Here is a 15,868-nt window from a genome sequence, read left to right on the forward strand (position 1 = left end):
CAACGCGCGCCCCATCCGGAGGCTGCCCCCCTCATGCCGTCATCGAAAGCGACTGATACCGCATCATCGGCCAAGGCCAAGACCACGACCGCGACGGCTGCGGCGACCGCCAAGCCCGCGCGCAAGCGCAGCGCCAGGCGTCTGGACATCCGTCTGAAGCGCGCCTACGACGCGCCGGATCCCGCTGACGGGCAACGCGTACTCGCCGACCGATTGTGGCCGCGCGGACTCGCCAAGGCGAAGGCGCAGATCGATTTCTGGGCGAAAGACGTCACCCCGAGCACGCCCCTGCGGCAGTGGTTTCACCAGCACCCCGAGCAGTTCGACGAGTTCCGTCAGCGCTTTCTCGACGAGCTTGCGGCACTCGACGCCCAACACAATGTGATGCTCGCGGAACTGCGCGAACGTCTCGCCCAGGGCCCCGTCACGTTGCTCACTGCTGCGCATCGTCTCGTCGACGACGACACGCCTACGCATCTGCATGTCCTGCGCGACTTTCTCGAATCGCACTGACCGTCGCCGACCGTTACACCCCCACGGGTTCGCCAGACACAACAAGGTATCGCAACGCAACACGGCATTCCGCCTCTCAAAACGACGTGGGACGAGAGGCACGCCTCGGGAAACCGCATGCTTTCTGGTTTTGCGCGTGGACGAGACGAGCGGAATTGAAATTTGCTATAACGCTCGTAAGCCTTCCCGCTCATTTTGTTCGACTGACGGTTCCACGGACCGTACGACTGACTGTCCGGCCGATTGTCTGACTGTCTGACTGCCCGATTGCCCGATTGCCCGGTGGATTGTCCGACTGACGGTCTACCTGCCGTTGTCCATACCCGCCTTCGGGCGGGCTTCGTTTGTCACCCGTTTACTCCCGTCGCCGCGATGGCGACATCATGCCTCATGCTCGTTCCGCTCATCGTCGCCTGTGCGCTGTTCATGGAGAACATGGATTCCACCGTGTTGTCCACCTCGTTGCCATTGATCGCGCAGGATCTCGGCGAGAGTCCGATCACGCTCAAGCTCGCGCTGACGACCTACCTCATCAGCCTCGCGGTCTTCATTCCCGTCAGCGGCTGGATCGCTGACCGCTTCGGCACGAGAAATGTCTTTCGCACCGCCATCGGTGTCTTCGTGCTCGGCTCGATCTGCTGCGGCATCTCGACCAATCTGCCCGAACTGGTGATTGCGCGCTTCGTGCAAGGTATCGGGGGCGCGATGATGGTGCCGGTGGGGCGGCTGGCGCTGCTCAAGTCCGTCGAGAAGCGCGACATGGTGCGCGCGCTCAACTATCTGACGATCCCCGCCCTCGTCGGCCCGGTGCTCGGGCCACCGCTCGGCGGCTTCATCACCACGTATTGGCACTGGCGCTGGATCTTCTTCATCAACATTCCCATCGGCGTACTCGGCTTCGTGCTGGCGACGAAGTTCATCCCCGATCTCTATGAAGACGAGGTACCGCCGCTCGACGTCAAGGGCTTTCTGCTGTCGGGCTTCGGTCTTTCCATCCTGATGCTCGGACTGTCGACCATCGGTCGCCACCTGATTCCGACGCCTCTGGCGCTTGCACTCGTCGCGGTCGGTGCGGCGTTGCTCGCGGCGTATCTGCGTCACGCGAAGGGGCTTGCGCACCCGCTGCTGCGACTCGATCTTTTTCGTATCCCCACGTTCCGCGCAGGTGTCGCGGGCGGCACGCTGTTTCGAATCGGTGTAGGCGCAACGCCGTTTCTGCTGCCGCTGATGCTGCAACTCGGCTTTGGCATGACGCCGCTGGAGTCCGGTGCGCTGACCTTCATTTCTGCGGCCGGGGCGATGTTCATGAAGACACTCTCGCTGCGCATTCTGAAGCGTTGGGGGTTCCGTCGCGTATTGATGACGAACGCGCTCATCGCGGCGGCAACCATCGGCGGTTACGGTCTCTTCACCGCGCAGACCTCGCATCTGGTGATTCTCGGTACGCTGCTCTTCGGTGGCTGCTTCCGCTCGCTGCAATTCACGAGTCTGAACGCGATCTCCTACGCCGACGTACCGGCGCATCGCATGAGTCAGGCGACGAGCCTTGCCAGTGTCGCGCAGCAGGTGTCGCTCACGCTCGGCATTACGATCGGTGCGGCGGTATTGCAGACGTCATCGTGGCTGCACGGACGAGATCATGTGACCAACGTCGACTTCCCATGGGCGTTTCTGGTCGTGGGGCTCGTTGCCGTCAGCTCGACGATCTCGATTGCGCGCCTGTCGCGCGACGCGGGCAGCGAACTGGCGCAGCGTACGTAACCCGCAGCGAGATCGTCACCTGCGAACATCACACCGCGAGGTGTCCTCAATCACACGTCTTGTCGCGTTGAATTCACTCGCCACGTAGTGGCGTAGTGGCGTCGTGGCACAGCGATGAGGTTGATCGCCTCCTGACGTCGATCATCGGACGCCTCACGTCCATAAAACAAGAACGCCCGGGACATGACATCCCGGGCGTTCTCGCTTATGCGCTATGAGGTCAGGCGGCGTTCTACGTCACGCCACGCGGCCTCGCCGTCATCAACGGAAGATCACCGTCTTGTGGCCGTTGAGCAGAATGCGGTGCTCGGCGTGAAAGCGCACGGCACGCGCGAGCGCCACGCATTCCACGTCGCGACCGATGGCCGTCAGTTGCTCGGGGTCCATGGTGTGATCCACGCGCTCGACTTCCTGCTCGATGATCGGACCTTCGTCGAGATCGGACGTCACGTAATGCGCCGTTGCCCCGATCAGCTTCACGCCACGGTCGAACGCCTGATAGTAAGGCTTCGCCCCCTTGAAGCTGGGCAGGAACGAGTGGTGGATGTTGATCGCGCGGCCTGCGAGCTTCTTGCACAGATCGCTCGAGAGCACCTGCATGTAGCGCGCCAGCACCACGAGGTCGATGTTGTTGTCCTCGACCAGCTCGAACACCTTGGCTTCCTGCGCGGCCTTCGATTCCGGCGTCGAATTCATCAGCGGCAGATGATGGAACGGAATGTTGTAGCTCGCTGCCAGTTGATAGAAATCCTTGTGGTTCGAGACGATCGCCGGGATTTCGATGTTGAGCTGGCCGGTCTTGTAGCGGAACAGCAGATCGTTCAGGCAGTGACCGATCTTCGAGACCATGAGCAGCACACGCGGCTTGATCGACGCATCGACCAGTTCCCACTGCATCTCGAACTGCTCGGCGAGCGGCGCGAAGTCGTGCTGCAACGTCGCCAGATCGGTTTGTCCCGGCAGTTGCTGGAAATGCACGCGCATGAAGAAGCCGCCGGTAAAGCGATCGTTGAACTGCGCCGAGTCGAGAATGTTGCCGCCGCGCTCGACCAGGAAACCGGCCACCGTGTGGACGATGCCGGGACGGTCCGGGCAGGACAACTTCAGAATGTAGCTATTTTCGATCGGTGCCATGATTGCTCCTGGGCAAAGGCTTGCAATGTCGTTGCAGTGTTGAAATTCGTGAATGCTTGAATTTGGTCGATGGCCGGCAGGTTCAGACGGTCCCCGCTGACGACGCCATACTCGTCAGGACTTGTCGGGGCATCGCGAGACACGACAGCCCATCAGGCGACGTGGCGAGCTCTCGCTGGACCTCGCCGCATTCGCCGCCATCTTTGTCCCGCTACTCGTCCGCCGGCTTGAACAGCGCCTCGATCCCGGCGCAATCCTTCGCGCGAATCGCGCCCTCACGCAACAGGAAGTCGAGACTCGCGAGGCTCGCATCGACGGTCATCTTGCCGCTGGCGATCACCTCGCGCACGCGCCCGGCCGAGCACAACCAGTGCGCACTCGCCTCGCCATCCTGATTCTCGGGGACGAAACCGCGCGGCAGCGCAAGATCGTAGACGAAAATCTGCTCGGACTGCACGCCCTCCGGAATCTCCGCGAGGATGTGCAGTGTGCGGCCCGGCCGCGCTTCGTTCGCCAGATATGCCGGAATACCCGCTTCTTCCCAGCACTCCTTGACGAGCGTGTCGCCCACGCCAATCCCGTTGCCGATTCCGCCCGCCGCCGCGTTGTCGAGACAGCCGGGATCGGTCGCCTTGAGCACGCTGCGTCGCGCAATCCACATCTTCGGCGCCTCGCCGACGAACCGCGTCGGCACGTAACCGTTCACATGCACGGCGAACGTGCGCGTGCCGAAAAAGCGCGAGGCAGCCCGCTCGATCCAGGCGAGCGGTGTGTCGTAGAGACGCTGCCGAATGGCGTAACGCTCGTTGCGCCAGCCGGTGATGCGGCCTTCAGCGGCGAGCGTCTCGATCACGGGCGCAAGTGCGGCCGTGCGAGCCTCGCACGAGTCGTGTCGCGGATGAATCCGCACCGCCAGCGAGCTGATCTCGAACACGTCGGGCCAACGGCACAGCGACTCGACGTCGCTACGGCGAATCCACCCATAACGCTGCGAACCGATCACGAGCGGCAGATGCGCTCGGTCGTCGAAGCGGCGCGCCGCCGCAATACAAGCAAAAGACATACGTCAGAGACCGGACGCGCGCCAGACCCCGGCGCGCGAAAACGAGGCAAAAGCGGCATTTTACAGAAGCGGCGGCGAGTTCGCCCGTGGCAGGGGTCTACGCCTTCACGCGCTCGCCCTTCGGATCGTACAGCGCACGCAACTGCACCCGCGCGTCGAGCAGTTCCCCGGCAAGATCGACCTGGTACCGGCCGGTCTCGACGTAATCGGCCGTCACCGGTCCATCCGGGTTCGTGAGGAACGCCAGGCCGACGGGCGCGTCGATCGTGTGTCCGAACGCCGCCGAGGAGATGAACCCGACCGGTCGCCCGTCGCGCAGCACCGCCTCCCCGCCCCACAGCATCTTGTCGCTCGCCTCGTCCAGTGCCACGCTGACAAGCCGGCGTCGCGCGCCCTTGGATTTGGCAAGTTCGACGGCCGTGCGTCCGGTGAAGGCAATACCGCTCGCGAGCTTGCATGCGAACGTCAGCCCGGCTTCGACGGGATTCGTGTCCGGCGTCAGTTCCCGTCCCCACGCGCGGTAACCCTTCTCGATGCGCAGCGAGTCGATGGCGTAGTAGCCCGCGTCTTTCAGTCCGAACGCCTTGCCCGCCGCATGCAGCGTCTCGTAGACACCGACGGCGAATTCCACTGGCACGTACAACTCCCAGCCGAGTTCACCAACGTAGGTCAGACGGGTCGCGCGCACTGTAGCGTAGCCGAGATCGATCTCGCGGCTGGTGCCGAACGGGAAGGCTTCGTTCGAGAAGTCGGCCTTCGAGACTTGCTGCAATAACGCGCGCGAATGCGGTCCCATGAGCGCCAGCACGGCGTATTGGCCCGTGACATCGACGACGGTGCAATGAGGATGATCGCCATCGATGCCCGCCGCGCCAGCCATCCCCTCGATGCGACGCTCCAGATAATCCATGTCGCGCGTGGTTTGCGCCGATCCGGTCACGAGCAGGTATCGGTCGGGCGAGAGCCGCGTCAGCGTGAAATCCGATTCGTAGCCGCCGCGCTCGTTGAGCATGCCGGTGTAGACGGTGCGTCCCGGCGGCACGGCGACATCGTTGCTGCACAGCGTTTGCAACACGCGCTCTGCGTCGCGGCCTTTGATGAGCAGCTTCGAGAACGAACTCATGTCGAACAGCGCGACAGCCTCACGACAGGCCCGGTGCTCCGCCGCGCTCCACGGATGCCAGTTCTGCTGACCGAAGCTGTACTCGATGGTCGCCTGTTCCGGCGACGGCGCGAAGAAGTTCGGCCGCTCCCATCCCATCTTGCTGCCGAAACACGCGCCCTTTGCGAGCAACGTCGCATAGAGCGGCGAGCGACGGAACGGTCGTGCAGTATCCAGCTCACGATTCGGCCACGGCATCGCGTAATGCAGGCCGAGTGTTTCCTTCACGCGATCGTGCAGCCATGTGTCGTTGCCGTTGAATCCCGCAAAACGGCGGATATCGACGGGCCAGAGATCCATCGTCGGCTCGCCCGCGACGATCCACTCGGCGAGCGCCATGCCCGCCCCGCCGGCCGAGGCGATGCCCATCGAGTTGAAGCCCGCGCCCACGTAGAAATTCCGCAGCTCGGGGGCTTCACCGAGAATGAAGTTGTTGTCCGGCGTGAACGATTCCGGGCCGTTGTAGAACTGGCGAATCTGCGCGGTCTCCAGCGCTGGTACGCGGATCAGCGCGTTCTCCATGAGAATTTCGAACTGATCCCAGTCGTCGGGCAGCAGTTGAAACTCGAAATTCTCGGGAATGCCGTTCATGCCCCACGGTTTGGCGTTCGGCTCGAAACCGCCCATCACGAGACCGCCGACTTCTTCCTTGAAGTAGATGTAGCCGTCCGGATCGCGCATGACCGGCAGGTCGGTGTGCACGCCCGGGATCCGCTCCGTCACGATGTAGTAGTGCTCGGCCGAATGCAGCGGCACGGTCACGCCGCACATGCGCCCCACGGCTTTCGCCCACTGTCCCGCACAGTTGACGACGATCTCGGCGTCGATGCGTCCGCTCTCGCCCGCCTTGTTGCGCCACGAGACACCGGTCGCCGTGGGAATGCCATTCGGCGACGCGGTATGAATCTGCGTGATGCAGGTGTTCTCGGCGATGCGCACGCCACGGCTGCGCGCACCGCGCGCGAGCGCCTGTGTGAGATCGGTCGGATTTGCCTTGCCGTCTCCGGGCAGCCATACGGCACCGACGAGATCGTCGGTGCGCATCACCGGCCACAGCTCACCGGCTTCGCGCGGCGAGATCACGTCGCACTGCACGCCGTAGGCGCGCGCCACGGCCGCCGTGCGCTTGAGTTGCGTCATGCGCTCGTGGCTGCGCGCCACCGACAGCGAACCGCATTGTTTCCAGCCCGTCCCCAGCCCCGTCTCGGCTTCCAGCTCGCTATAGAGCTTCGTGGAATAGCGGATGAGCTTCGTCATGCTTTCCTGCGAACGCAGTTGACCGACGAGCCCCGCGGCGTGCCACGTCGTGCCGCATGACAACTGCCCCTGCTCCAGCAGCACGACATCCGACCAGCCTAGCTTGGCAAGGTGATACGCGACGGAACAACCGACGATGCCGCCGCCAACGATGACGACGCGGGCATGTGTGGGCAGAACTGATGACATGGAAGGCTCCGGGAGGCGCCCGTGCCAGCGGCGAACGTGACGTCGCAGCGCGCCGGTCGGGCAATGTCGTATGCGGTGAAGTGAAGGTTACGCAAAGTGTGCGCATTTTGCAATAATTTGCAAAATAACGACACACTACGCCACATTCACATCACCGTCATGGAAGCGACACGCCCGGCGGACGGGGCATTGCGCCCTATCCCCTATGCCCTATCCCGATCTCGCAATCAGCCGATGGGCTGCTTCGTCAGCAAACCGATAAGACGCTCCCCCGCCTCAGCCAGCGCCCCGTCGTTGGAGAACACCGACAACGGGATGCCGTCGGGCGGCGTCCACGACACGCTGTGCGCGACGCGCTTGTCGAGCGCATCGCCGGTCTCGCGCCCACGGCTAGCCAGACGCTGGGCGCGCACCTCCGGGTCGACGCGAATCTCCACCAGATGCAACCGCTCGCTGTAGCGGGCCACGACCTGCGTGAGAAACGCACGCGAGCCGTTCACCACGACGTTCGCCCCCGCAGCCAGCCAGGCATCGATCTCGATCCCGATGCCGTATCGGCAATCGTGGCTCTCCCAGTCGAGCGCGAAACATCCCAGTGAATGCCGCAACGCAAACTCGCCATGCGACAAGGCGACGTGATTCTCGCCTTCGGACGGGGGACGCGTGATGTAACGATGCGCGAAGAGCACCGGCACGTCGCTCGTCGACGCGCCGTCCAGACGTGCGCGCGCATACGCGAGCAGCGAATCCTTGCCCGCGCCGGACGGCCCCATCACGTAGTACAGACGTGCGTGATTCATGCGGCTTTCCCGAATGCGAAACGCTCGAAGCCGTGGAACGGCTCGCCCGGCGTCGGCTGAACGAAGATGGCGAGACTGTCGACGCGCATCGGTCCGAGGGCGTCCACGCGAGGTTGCCACCAGTCGGTGATGACGTTGGCATCGGCGGCATCGACGCGATCCGATAACGTCACATGAAAACGAAACTCGTCGAACACGTACGGGTAGCCCCATTGCGCGAGGTATTCGCATTGCCGGGACGTCAGCAATTCGGGATTGCGTCGGGCCAGTTCAGCGTCGGTGAGCGGCGCACGCAAGGCGTCGAACGCTTCGACGCAGTCGGCCGCCACGGCGTTGACCGCCTTCTCGCCATCGCTCCCGATTTTCGGACGCAACGCTACGAACCCCGCACGCTTGCCATTCTCCGTGCCGATCACGTCCGTATGGACGACCAGATCGAACGGCGCGTGACGTGCGGCCACCGCCGTGGCGATGCCCGCCAGATCGCTCAATTGCGCCTGCGGTGCGAGTCGCATCGGCGCCTTGAGCGTGGCGTGCAGGCCGTAGCGACGCGGGTCAACGCTCAGGTCATGCAGCGCGCGAGAGAGGCCGGGGACGTTCGGCGCTTGCAGTTCGCGCCCGGTGATGGCGTCGCGGCCGAGCCAGCGACTGCCTTCGTTCCACCAGCACGAGCCCGGTGGCGGCGCGTAGTACACCGCAAAACGGGCGACGTTCAGGTCGAGCGCGCCCCGCACCTGTTCGGTCATTGCGCTTGTCATGGCGCTCACCTCGCTCATTCGGTCCCTCCTTGCACTACGAGTTGCATGCGGTCTGCCGGGAAGTAGGCAATGCCGTACTTGATCGGGTTGCCCGCTTCGTCCACATCCGTACTTTCCACGCTCAGCACCGGTTGCTGACGGTTGATCCCAAGGTGCCGCGCGATGTCCGCATCGGGCATACGTGCGCCGATGCGACTCTCGCGACGCGTGTAGTCCTTCACACCGAAGACGGCGAGCGCGGCGCTGATCGACTCGTGCTGCGCGAAGACATCGGGAAAATCGGGAAGGCGCGTTGCGGGAAACCAGTTCTCGCTGTACGCGAGCGGCAGTTCGATGCCTTGCGGGTCGAGGCTACGTCGCGTGAGTTCCAGTCGATAGACGGGAGCGCCGACACGCAGCCCGAGCGCCTTCGCCACGGCCCCCTCGGCCTTGAGCTTGTGCGCCGAGACGATCTGCTGTGCCGTCTTCAGGTTGTTCTGCGAGAGGTTCTCGGTAAAGCGCGTGCGCCGCCCGATCACGTAACCGATCGCGGCCGCCTGCACAAACGTGCCGCGACCGTGTTCGACGTTGACCAACCCCTGCTCGGCGAGCCCGAGGATGGCGCGTCGCACGGTATGGCGATTCACACCGAAGCGGACCGCGAGATCCGTCTCGCTCGGTAGACGATCGTCCGGCAGGCCTTCGCCGTAACGGCGCTCGCCGATCTCCGTCGCAAGGATCTGGGCGATCTGCCGCCAGACCGCAACGCCGCCGCCCCGTTCGAGTTGTGCTGTCATCAAATTGACACCCCGGAAAGTTGTAATGAGGCCGCGAGCAGTACCCCACTGAAGTTATTGCGATCATACACACGTCTATACGACTAGACAATTATGCCAATCACATCTTCCGACACAACGCGTGACGAGGACGGCGGCGCCCCGCAACAGCGGGCCGACCGCGCCAAGTGGCTCGCGTTGTTTGCACGCGCGACGCGCGACGAACTCGACGCCGCCATCGCCCGTTGCCCCGACGCCCCGTCCTTCATCTGGCTGCGTGCGCCGCAGACCGGCCTCGTGCTGGTGCAGGGCCGCGTAGGCGGCAGCGGCGACCGTTTCAACCTCGGCGAGACGACCGTCACGCGTTGCACGCTGCGTCAGCAGGACGGCGTGGTCGGCACGGGTTACGTGCTCGGCCGCGATGCCGAACGCGCGGTGCGCGTGGCGCGTCTGGACGCGCTCATGCAGATGCCCCAGCACCGCAGTGTGCTCGCGGCCGGTGCGCTCACCGCCATCTCCGAACGTCTGGCTGCCACCGCAGCGCAGAACGATGCCGACGCGGCTGCCAGCCGCGTCGAATTCTTCACCATGGTCCGGGAGGCCTGAATGCTGACGGCAACGATTCCCGACTGGTCGAATCTGCAACCCGGTTTCGACGATCCGGTCCACGACGCGCAGGGCGTCTTCCGCGCGGTGCTCGATGCGCTCGCGCGCCCCGGCCAGTTGCGCAGTGTCGGCGGGCGGCTCGCCCATAGTGACGAAGCCAGCATCGCGGCACGCGCCATCCTCCTTGCGCTGGCGGACGCCACGACACCGGTGTGGTTGCAGGCGCCGCTCGGCGAAGTGTCGAGCGCGCTGCGCTTTCACACCGGCGCGCCGCTGCTCGGCGACGAAGCAGGGCTGGCAACGGCCCAGTTCGCTTTGCTCACCGATCCCGCGAACTGCCCGGCGCTGGAGCGCTTCGCGTTCGGCACGGCCGAGTCGCCGGAGCACAGCGCCACGCTGATCGTCGATGTGCCCGCGCTTCATGAGGGTCATGAAGGCGCCACGAATAACGACGCGCTGCGTCTGCGCCTGCGCGGCCCAGGTATTCAGACACACGCGGACGTCACCGTCGGCGGTCTGACGGCGGCCTTCTGGCAGGCCCGCGCCGCCCTTGCACCGCGCTTTCCCGCCGGTCTCGATCTGCTGATCGTCGCAGGCGACTCGGTGCTCGGGTTACCGCGCACCACGCACGTGGAGGTTTGCTGATGTACGTCGCAGTCAAAGGTGGCGAGCGCGCCATCGAACAATCGTGGGACCTGCTCGCCAAAGCGCGACGCGGCAATCCCGACGTCCCCGCGCTCACCGTGACGCAAATCCGTGAACAGATGCGTCTTGCCGTCTCGCGTGTGATGAGCGAAGGCGCGTTGTACGACGAAACGCTCGCGGCACTCGCAATCAAGCAGGCGGCGGGCGACCTCGTTGAAGCGATCTTCCTGTTGCGTGCCTATCGCACGACGTTGCCGCGCCTGGGCACCACGACGCCCATCGACACGGCCGCGATGCGCCTGTCGCGCCGCATCTCCGCCACGTTCAAGGACGTGCCCGGCGGTCAGGTGCTCGGCGCCACATACGACTACACGCAACGTCTGCTCGACTTCGCCTTGCTGGCAGAAGGAGTCACGTCGGACGCCCCGCTGCCGGGTGACATGACGAGCGCGACGACACCGGCGCCCTCACGTGCCGCGACTGAAGCACTGGCTGCCACGGGTGACTCACACAATGCGTCGGACATCCCCGACGTGCCGCCCATCGCCGCCACGACGCGCATCACCGACATCATGAAGCGCGACGGTCTGCTCGAAGCGCTGAGCACCGACAGCAGCGATCCCGAACCACACGACCTCGTGCATTCGCCGCTGTTCACGCCGGCCTCGCGCACGGCGCGTCTGCAAAACCTCGCGCGCGGCGACGAAGGCTTTCTGCTCGCGCTCGGTTACTCGACGCAGCGCGGCTACGGCAACGACCACCCGTTCGCGGGCGAGATTCGTCTGGGCCACGTCTCGCTTGAAATCGAGCCGGAAGAACTCGGCTTTGCCATCGACATCGGTGAAATCGCCGTGACGGAATGCCAGATGGTCACGCAGTTCGGCGGCAATCAGGAAACGCCGCCGCAGTTCACGCAAGGCTACGGGCTGGCCTTCGGTCACAACGAGCGCAAGGCGATGGCGATGTCGCTCGTCGACCGTGCGCTGCGCACGAAGGAACTCGGCGACGAAGCCAACTCGCCCGCACAGCAACAGGAATTCGTGCTGTACCACAGCGATAACGTCGAGGCGTCGGGCTTCGTGCAGCACCTGAAGCTGCCGCACTACGTCGACTTCCAGGCCGAGCTGGAGCTGGTACGCCGCCTGCGCGCCGAGCACGCGGCGAAGTACGGCACGCAGATCGACGGCAGCCATGTCGAGGGAAGCCATACCGACGCAGGCGATGCCAACGACACGGGCACCGGCACCGAAGGAACCCGGACCGAGGGCAGCGTCACCACGCCTGCCGTCCAGAACACTCAGGAGGCAGCATGAACCCCGCCGCCACATTGCACGACACCCCCGACACCGCGACCCGGAGCGCATCGGCCACCACCGACGGCTACAACTTCGCGTTCCTCGACGAGCACACCAAACGCATGATTCGCCGCAGCCTGCTCAAGGCCGTGGCGATTCCCGGCTATCAGGTGCCGTTCGGCAGCCGCGAGATGCCGCTGCCTTACGGCTGGGGCACGGGCGGCATTCAGGTCAGCGCCGCCGTGATCGGCTCGGACGACACGCTCAAGGTCATCGATCAGGGCGCGGACGACACGACCAACGCCGTGAACATCCGCCGCTTCTTTGCGCGCACGGCTGGCGTGGCCACCACGACGAAGACGTCGGAAGCCACCGTCATCCAGACCCGTCACCGCATTCCCGAAGTTGCGCTGCACGACGGTCAGATCCTCGTGTTTCAGGTGCCGATGCCCGAACCCATGTATCGCCTGGAGCCGCGCATCAACGAGTCGCGCAAGCTGCACGCACTCGGCGAGTACGGCCTCATGCGCGTACGTCTGTACGAAGACATCGTGCGTCACGGCGCGATCGCCACGACTTATGACTATCCGGTGATCGTCAACGGCCGTTACCTGATGTCGCCGTCACCGATTCCGAAATTCGATAACCCCAAGCTGCATATGAACCCGGCGCTGCAACTCTTCGGCGCGGGACGCGAACGACGTCTGTACGCGATTCCGCCGTACACGTCGGTCGAGAGTCTCGACTTCGACGATCACCCGTTCGAGATACAGAAGTGGGACGCGCATTGCGCCCTGTGCGGTGCGACCGACAGCTTCCTCGACGAAGTCATCACCGACGACGAAGGCACGCGCATGTACGTGTGCTCGGACAGCGATTACTGCGGTGATCGTGCTTCGGCCAGCATGGCCGACGTCGCGCATGCCGCCCATGCCGCCCACGCGTCGAAAGCCGCAAAGGAGAACGCATGAACGCGGTCATTGATACGGCACTGCGCGCTGCGGCGCCGATGGACGAGCCGCTGCTGCCGCTGCTCCAGGTCGCGGGGCTGGGCAAGCATTACGGCGATCGCATCGGCTGCGCCGACGTGAGCTTCGATCTGTGGCCGGGTGAAGTGGTTTGCGTCGTTGGCGAGTCCGGCTCGGGCAAGTCGACGCTACTTAACGCGCTCGCCCTGCGCCACGAGATCGACGCGGGCTCGCTGCACTATCGCGGCACCGACGGCACGCTGCACGATCTGTGCGCGCTGGACGAAGCGCACAAGCGCCGCCTGCTGCGCACCGAGTGGGGTTTCGTCGAGCAGAACCCGCGTGACGGACTGCGCATGAACGTCTCCGCCGGCGGCAACATCGGCGACCGTCTGATGGCCGTCGGCGCACGTCACTTCGGCGACATTCGCGAGAAGGCGCGTCACTGGATGGCGCAGGTCGAACTCGATCCGTCACGGGTCGACGAAATGCCCGGCGCGTTCTCCGGCGGGATGCAACAACGTCTGCAAATCGCGCGCAATCTGGTCACCGAACCGCGCCTGGTGTTCATGGACGAGCCGACCGCCGGTCTCGACGTCTCGGTGCAGGCGCGTCTGCTCGACCTGCTGCGCTCGCTCGTGGAGCGCCTTCATCTTGCCGCCATCATCGTCACGCACGATATCGGTGTGGCGCGACTCATTGCGCACCGCCTCATCGTGATGCAGGCGGGCCGCGTGGTCGAAGCCGGGCTGACCGATCAGGTTCTCGACGATCCTCAACATCCCTATACGCAATTGCTGGTCTCCTCGGTGCTGCCCGTATGAACTCCGGAACTCAATTCACGCCGTCGGCCACCTCGACCACTTCGGCAACTTCCGCCCCATCCACCACCTCGCTCGGCGGTGCAGCGCTCACGCTCGGCACGCGAGAGGACGACGTCATGCTGCGGGCGCAGGGCCTGCACAAGACCTTCCGCCTGCACGCGCAGGGCGGCGCCGCGATTCCCGCGCTCGAAGGTATCGATCTGACGGTACGGCGCGGCGAATGTGTCGCGCTCGTCGGCCCTTCGGGCTCGGGCAAGAGCACGCTGCTGCGCTGTCTGTACGGCAACTACCTCGCCGGCGAGGGCCGCATCGAGATTCGTCACGATGCCGGACAGGGCGAGCGCTGGGTCGACATCACGACCGCCACCGCACGCGAAGTCCTGTCCGTGCGTCGCGCGACGCTCGGTTACGTCAGCCAGTTCCTGCGGGTGATTCCCCGCGTGAGCACGCTGGACATCGTGGCGGAACCGCTGCGTCGTCTGGGCCACGGCGAAGCCGATGCGACGGGGCGTGCGCGCGACCTGCTCGCGCGCCTGAACATTCCCGAGCGCCTCTGGACGCTCGCGCCGGCGACGTTCTCGGGCGGCGAGCAACAGCGCATCAACATCGCGCGCGGGCTGATTGCCGCCGCCCCCGTGCTGCTGCTCGACGAGCCGACCGCGTCGCTCGACGCCCAGAACCGCGCCGTGGTCTCGCAACTGATTACCGAAGCCCGTGCCGCAGGTAGCGCCATCGTGGGCATCTTCCACGACGAGGCGACCCGCGACGAAGTGGCGACGCGCACGCTCGCCATGCGTCCCGTGCTTCGTCCCGCTCATTGATCCCCCGGAGTTTGTCCATGCTTATCAAGAACGCTCGCATCGTCACGCCCGATACCACCTTCACAGGGGTCGTAGAAGTGCGCGAGGGTCTCATCCACTCGGTGGAAGAAGGCACCACGCAGGCCGCCGAGGCCATCGACTGGGAAGGCGACTATCTGGTGCCGGGTCTGGTCGAGTTGCACACCGACAACCTGGAAAAGCATCTGGCGCCGCGCCCCGGGGTGTACTGGAATACGCACGCCGCGTTCGCCATTCACGACGCGCAGGTCGCAGCCGCCGGCATCACCACGGTCTTCGATTCGCTGGTGATCGGCGAGCGCGACGCCTCCGGCCTGCGCAGCCGCAAGGTGCAGGCCGAGTGCGGTCAGGCGCTGCTCGACACGATTGCCGCCGGGCTATTCCGTGCGGATCACTTTCTGCATCTGCGCTGCGAGATCGCCACGCAGGACGCGGCGGACACGTTCGCCGACATGTGCGATCACCCGCTGCTGCGTCTGGTGTCGGTGATGGATCACACGCCGGGACAGCGTCAGTGGCACGATCCGGTGCTGCATCGTCAGTATCACGAACGCAACGGCAAGGTGCCCGACGCGCAATGGGACGCGATGCTTGCCGATCTGAAGGCGCAGCAGGAGAAGTATGCGATCCCGCATCGTCGCACCATCGTCGAGATGAGCCGTGCGCGTGGCCTGCCGCTCGCGAGCCACGACGATACGTCGCTCGAACACGTGGAAGAAGCCGAGCGCGACGGCGTGGCGCTGTCCGAGTTCCCGACGACGCTGGTGGCCGCCCGCGCAGCCCACGAGAAGTCGATCGGCGTAATCATGGGGGCACCGAACGTGGTGCGTGGCGGCTCGCACTCGGGCAACGTGGCGGCCGCGGAACTCGCGCGCAACGACGTGCTCGACATCCTGTCGTCGGACTATGTGCCGGCGAGCCTGCTGCAAGCGGCGTTCCAGTTGCACAACGATCATGCCGACTGCGGCTGGACGTTGTCGAAGGCCATGCGCACGGTGTCGTGGAACCCGGCGCAATCGGCCGGCCTGACGGATCGCGGCGGCATCGCACCGGGTCTGCGCGCCGACATGGTGCGCGTGGCGACCCGCCCCGGCATGCCGCCGATTCCGCGTGAAACGTATATGGTCGGGCAGCGCATCGCCTGACCCACGTACGTCATCTCATGAGAAAGGCCGCTGATGCGGCCTTTTTCTTTGGGTCACACGTGTATCGCAGCGCCGGCGAGCCTTGTTCCGCAGGAACGAAAAAGAGCGCCGAAGCGCCCTTTCTCATTTCCACACGACAACCGCTACGACACCA

Annotated in this window: 14 protein-coding genes and 1 pseudogene; 9 read left to right on the forward strand and 6 right to left on the reverse strand. The window is 64.9% G+C overall.

Annotation, left to right across the window (positions count from 1 at the left end; genetic code table 11):
• The first annotated feature begins 33 nt into the window (after positions 1–33).
• Positions 34–513 (forward strand): DUF488 family protein, encoded by a 480-nt coding sequence (locus C5N93_RS15025; RefSeq protein WP_242559893.1) that lies wholly within the window; start codon positions 34–36, stop codon positions 511–513.
• A gap of 390 nt (positions 514–903) precedes the next feature.
• Entirely contained in the window at positions 904–2,274 is a 1,371-nt protein-coding gene (locus C5N93_RS15030; RefSeq protein ID WP_150721060.1) for a DHA2 family efflux MFS transporter permease subunit, read from the forward strand.
• Positions 2,275–2,535: 261 nt separating this feature from the next.
• On the opposite strand, the gene purU is transcribed toward C5N93_RS15030, so the two are convergent.
• The 6 genes from purU to phnF all read right to left on the reverse strand — a co-directional run bounded on the left by purU (position 2,536) and on the right by phnF (position 9,413).
• Positions 2,536–3,408: a formyltetrahydrofolate deformylase gene (purU, locus tag C5N93_RS15035; protein ID WP_242559894.1), complete on the reverse strand. Its 873-nt coding sequence runs from the start codon at positions 3,406–3,408 to the stop codon at positions 2,536–2,538.
• Between the two features lie 211 nt (positions 3,409–3,619).
• Positions 3,620–4,471, reverse strand: coding sequence for a DUF4743 domain-containing protein (locus C5N93_RS15040; RefSeq protein WP_242559895.1), 852 nt, complete (start codon positions 4,469–4,471; stop codon positions 3,620–3,622).
• A 97-nt stretch (positions 4,472–4,568) separates the two neighbouring features.
• On the reverse strand, positions 4,569–7,079 hold the full coding sequence (locus C5N93_RS15045) for an FAD-dependent oxidoreductase (RefSeq protein ID WP_242559896.1): 2,511 nt from the start codon (positions 7,077–7,079) through the stop codon (positions 4,569–4,571).
• A 227-nt stretch (positions 7,080–7,306) separates the two neighbouring features.
• Positions 7,307–7,879, reverse strand: coding sequence for a phosphonate metabolism protein/1,5-bisphosphokinase (PRPP-forming) PhnN (gene phnN / locus C5N93_RS15050; protein WP_242559897.1), 573 nt, complete (start codon positions 7,877–7,879; stop codon positions 7,307–7,309).
• Positions 7,876–8,637: a DUF1045 domain-containing protein gene (locus C5N93_RS15055; RefSeq protein ID WP_242559898.1), complete on the reverse strand. Its 762-nt coding sequence runs from the start codon at positions 8,635–8,637 to the stop codon at positions 7,876–7,878. The genes phnN and C5N93_RS15055 overlap by 4 nt, the downstream gene beginning before the upstream one ends.
• Before the next feature lie 14 nt (positions 8,638–8,651).
• The gene (gene phnF, locus C5N93_RS15060) at positions 8,652–9,413 is read right to left on the reverse strand and encodes a phosphonate metabolism transcriptional regulator PhnF (protein ID WP_242559899.1); all 762 of its coding nucleotides are present in this window, start codon (positions 9,411–9,413) and stop codon (positions 8,652–8,654) included.
• A 93-nt stretch (positions 9,414–9,506) separates the two neighbouring features.
• Here phnF and phnG point away from each other — a divergent pair, with 93 nt between their 5' ends.
• The 7 genes and pseudogenes from phnG (at position 9,507) to C5N93_RS15095 (ending at position 15,714) form a co-directional block, all read left to right on the forward strand.
• Positions 9,507–9,998: a phosphonate C-P lyase system protein PhnG gene (phnG, locus tag C5N93_RS15065; RefSeq protein WP_242559900.1), complete on the forward strand. Its 492-nt coding sequence runs from the start codon at positions 9,507–9,509 to the stop codon at positions 9,996–9,998.
• Complete coding sequence (gene phnH / locus C5N93_RS15070) at positions 9,999–10,643, forward strand: phosphonate C-P lyase system protein PhnH (protein ID WP_242559901.1); 645 nt, start codon at positions 9,999–10,001, stop codon at positions 10,641–10,643. It abuts the gene before it with no gap.
• Positions 10,643–11,809: pseudogene (locus C5N93_RS15075) on the forward strand (carbon-phosphorus lyase complex subunit PhnI); the annotation flags it as partial. The gene phnH and the pseudogene C5N93_RS15075, both read left to right, overlap by 1 nt.
• A 143-nt stretch (positions 11,810–11,952) precedes the next feature.
• Positions 11,953–12,909, forward strand: a complete 957-nt coding sequence (locus C5N93_RS15080; protein ID WP_277990319.1) for an alpha-D-ribose 1-methylphosphonate 5-phosphate C-P-lyase PhnJ — start codon at positions 11,953–11,955, stop codon at positions 12,907–12,909.
• A gap of 50 nt (positions 12,910–12,959) precedes the next feature.
• On the forward strand, positions 12,960–13,730 hold the full coding sequence (gene phnK, locus C5N93_RS15085) for a phosphonate C-P lyase system protein PhnK (protein ID WP_242559934.1): 771 nt from the start codon (positions 12,960–12,962) through the stop codon (positions 13,728–13,730).
• Between the two features lie 116 nt (positions 13,731–13,846).
• Positions 13,847–14,551: a phosphonate C-P lyase system protein PhnL gene (gene phnL / locus C5N93_RS15090; protein ID WP_242559935.1), complete on the forward strand. Its 705-nt coding sequence runs from the start codon at positions 13,847–13,849 to the stop codon at positions 14,549–14,551.
• Positions 14,552–14,568: 17 nt separating this feature from the next.
• A complete protein-coding gene (locus C5N93_RS15095; protein ID WP_242559903.1) occupies positions 14,569–15,714 on the forward strand; it encodes an alpha-D-ribose 1-methylphosphonate 5-triphosphate diphosphatase in 1,146 nt (381 codons plus the stop codon).
• The last annotated feature ends 154 nt before the right edge of the window (positions 15,715–15,868 follow it).

Origin of the sequence: Pandoraea sp. LA3, assembly GCF_022696215.1 — a bacterium.
Lineage (GTDB): Bacteria > Pseudomonadota > Gammaproteobacteria > Burkholderiales > Burkholderiaceae > Pandoraea > Pandoraea capi.

Bases quoted from the DNA above. Each gene is read 5' to 3' on its own strand.
- C5N93_RS15045 (WP_242559896.1), bottom strand. From the start codon at position 7,079: ATGTCATCAGTTCTGCCCACACATGCCCGCGTCGTCATCGTTGGCGGC.
- C5N93_RS15080 (WP_277990319.1), top strand. From the start codon at position 11,953: ATGAACCCCGCCGCCACATTGCACGACACCCCCGACACCGCGACCCGG.
- C5N93_RS15095 (WP_242559903.1), top strand. From the start codon at position 14,569: ATGCTTATCAAGAACGCTCGCATCGTCACGCCCGATACCACCTTCACA.
- phnG (WP_242559900.1), top strand. From the start codon at position 9,507: ATGCCAATCACATCTTCCGACACAACGCGTGACGAGGACGGCGGCGCC.
- purU (WP_242559894.1), bottom strand. From the start codon at position 3,408: ATGGCACCGATCGAAAATAGCTACATTCTGAAGTTGTCCTGCCCGGAC.
- C5N93_RS15030 (WP_150721060.1), top strand. From the start codon at position 904: ATGCTCGTTCCGCTCATCGTCGCCTGTGCGCTGTTCATGGAGAACATG.
- C5N93_RS15025 (WP_242559893.1), top strand. From the start codon at position 34: ATGCCGTCATCGAAAGCGACTGATACCGCATCATCGGCCAAGGCCAAG.
- phnL (WP_242559935.1), top strand. From the start codon at position 13,847: ATGCTGCGGGCGCAGGGCCTGCACAAGACCTTCCGCCTGCACGCGCAG.
- phnH (WP_242559901.1), top strand. From the start codon at position 9,999: ATGCTGACGGCAACGATTCCCGACTGGTCGAATCTGCAACCCGGTTTC.
- C5N93_RS15040 (WP_242559895.1), bottom strand. From the start codon at position 4,471: ATGTCTTTTGCTTGTATTGCGGCGGCGCGCCGCTTCGACGACCGAGCG.
- phnN (WP_242559897.1), bottom strand. From the start codon at position 7,879: ATGAATCACGCACGTCTGTACTACGTGATGGGGCCGTCCGGCGCGGGC.
- phnF (WP_242559899.1), bottom strand. From the start codon at position 9,413: ATGACAGCACAACTCGAACGGGGCGGCGGCGTTGCGGTCTGGCGGCAG.
- C5N93_RS15055 (WP_242559898.1), bottom strand. From the start codon at position 8,637: ATGACAAGCGCAATGACCGAACAGGTGCGGGGCGCGCTCGACCTGAAC.